1 protein-coding gene is annotated in these 3,012 nt (G+C 54.2%); it reads right to left on the minus strand.

Annotated features, from left to right (window positions below):
• A partial coding sequence (locus tag BLW97_RS18495; RefSeq protein WP_075324203.1) for an efflux RND transporter permease subunit occupies positions 1–2,909 on the minus strand: 2,909 nt, incomplete at its 3' end.
• Positions 2,910–3,012: the final 103 nt, after the last annotated feature.

Here is a 3,012-nt window from a genome sequence, read left to right on the forward strand (position 1 = left end):
CGGAGCATACTCCCCTCCATAATCGCCAGCTGCAGATCGTGCCAGTTTTGCAAGGCATCGCGGGCCCGCCGACGCTGCAGGGCCTGGTCCAGATAAAGGAGCATGACTACCCCAAATTCGACGGCCACACCGGCGAGGGCAATAAAACCCACGACCACCGCTACCGAGAGCTTGTAATGAAGTACATAAACCAGCCAGAGACCACCTACCAGAGAGAATGGTAAAGTGACCAGGACAATAGCCACCTCGACCACATTACGAAAATTGAGATAGAGCAGTAAGGCAATCAGTAACAAAACCATCGGCACGACAATCTGCAAACGCTGATTGGCGCGATGCATACTCTGATATTCGCCGACCCAGTTTATGGTATATCCCGGTGGCAGATGGACCTGATGCGCGAGCATCCGTTTCGCCCTGGCCACATAAGTGCCAATACTCGTCCCCGGTTTCAGATCAATGGTGACCCAACTGTTCAGTTGGCTATCATCACTGGTGAGCATGGCTGGCCCATTGACCATGTCTACCCGCGCCAACTGTGCGAGGGGAATCTGCGCACCATTGGGCGCTGCCACACGACTGTCCATCAGCGCTGAAAGTGATTGCCGACGATCTCGCGGATAGCGCAAATCCACCGGAAAACGTTGCACACCCTCTACGGCCGTAGTCAGAACTTTACCGCCGATAGCCGTTTCCACCAGTCGGTTCACGTCGGCCACTGAAATGCCATAGCGTGCGGCGGCTGCCCGATCCGTATGGACGACGATGTAACGGCCGCCGGTTACTCTGGCGGCATATGCAGTCTGGGTACCGGACACTTTTTGGAGCACTGCTTGGACTTTCTGCCCCAGAAGACTCAAGGTAGCCAAATTCTGTCCCGTAATCTTGAGGCCGAGAGGGGTTTGCAGTCCGGTCGTCAACATGTCCACCCGCCCCTTGATGGGTTGTGTCCAGTTATTACTCAGACCGGGAATCTGCAAGGCCTGATTCAGCTGGTCACGCAGTGTGTTCATGCTGATGTGGGCGGGCCAATGATCAGGCTGTTTAAGGGTGACCACGGTATCAAACATGGAAATGGGTGACTGATCGGTGGCGGTCTGCGCCCGTCCCGCTTCTCCAAAAACGGTTTTCACTTCTGGAAAGGTTTTGATAATGCGATCCGTCAACTGCAAAAGCGCCGCAGATTCACCGTAAGAAATGGCAGGATTCTGGGCAACGGGCATATACAGCAGCGTCCCTTCATCCAGGGGCGGCATGAGCTGGGTACCCAGTCTTTGCCAGGGATAAACGAGCGTCGCAGCCACCAGTACGGCCCCGATAACGACCAGCCAAGGGGCTTGCAATACGCCGTGTATGACAGGAAGATAACACCTCGCTATCACCCGGTTTAAAGGATTCTTCCGTTCAACGGGAATCTTCCCCCGAATAAACCAGGCCATCAGGACGGGCACCAGGGTGATAGCGAGAATGGCGGCGGCGGCAATCGCAAAGGTTTTGGTAAAAGCGAGCGGCGCAAACAATTTACCTTCCTGTCCACTCAGCGCAAAGATGGGCAGAAAGGAAACCGCGATAATCAGTAAGGAAAAAAACAGCGCGGGGCCAACTTCCATCGCCGCTATCCCGGCAGTCTGCCAAGGATTGAGGGCTTCTCCTTTCTCCATATGTTTATGCATGTTCTCGATCATTACCACGGGCGCATCGACCATAATGCCAATCGCAATGGCGATTCCCCCAAGAGACATGATATTCGCCGGTATATCGAGAGCATACATCACGATAAAAGCGCCAAGTATACCGATCGGCAATGCAATCAGGACCACCAGCGCCGAACGGATCCGTAATAAAAACAGCAAAGTCACCAGCAGGACGGCTACACACTCTTCCAGCAGTTTGCCACTGAGCGTCTGAATGCTACGTTGAATCAGGGGGCGCTGGCTGTAAGTGGTCACTACCTTCACTCCAGCCGGCAGCGAGGCCTGCAAGCTTTTAAGTTTTTGTTGAATCTTTTGTATCAGGGCATTGGCGTTTCCCCCCTGATTCATCATGACAATGCCACCGACCACTTGACCCTGACCATTCAGTTCGGCAATACCACTGGGTAGAACCGGGCCTAATTGTACCCGTGCCACTTGCTGCAGCGTCACGGGCACGCCGTCGCGCACACCAAGCGGGGTCTGTTGTAAATCTTTCAATGAGTGAATGTAGCCGGAGGTGCGCACTATGTAGCGCGACTCTCCCATGTCCACGACGGAACCGCTGGTTTCGCCATTGGCCGCACGAATAGCCGCTTCGACCTGTGGCAGGGTGAGGTTGTAGGCCAGCAGACGATTAGGGAAGACAACCACCTGATACTCCTGCTCGATCCCGCCCACCGTCGCGACCTGGGCCACACCGGGAATACCTTGCAAGGCAAATTTCAGAAACCAGTTTTGCAAGGTAGTAAGTTGTGCAAGGTTCAGTGAACCACCGGGATCTGTGAGGGCATATTCATAAATCCAATCCACCCCCGAGCTATTCGGCCCCAGAGCTGGGGTTACCCCGGCTGGTAACTGACCCTGGGCCTGGTTGAGATATTGCAGGACCAGATTCCGTGCCTGATAAATCGGGGTCCCCCCTTTGAACAGCACGTAAACATAGGAATCCCCGAACATGGAATAGCCACGTACGGCTTTGGCACCGGGCACTTCCTGCAAAGTCGTTTCGAGGGGATAGGTGATTTGATCCTGAATGATTTGTGGAGCCTGTCCCGGATAAGAGGTTTTGACAATGACCTGGGTCGGCGAAATATCAGGAAGCGCTTCCAGTGGAATGCTCAGGATGGAGAGGACGCCTGCAACGATCACGACCAAGCTGGCAATGACCACCAACAATGGGTTGTTGAGACACCAACGCATCACGGCCTTAATCATGGCTTTTGCCTCCCATATTCATGTTGGCCATGGACGCTGGAGTAGATTTTTTGGGTTTTTTCGATACAGGCGTTGACCGGTTCTTTGCCACAACGGGCGACGC

The sequence above is a fragment of the Acidithiobacillus albertensis genome (genome assembly GCF_001931655.1).
Lineage (GTDB): Bacteria > Pseudomonadota > Gammaproteobacteria > Acidithiobacillales > Acidithiobacillaceae > Acidithiobacillus > Acidithiobacillus thiooxidans.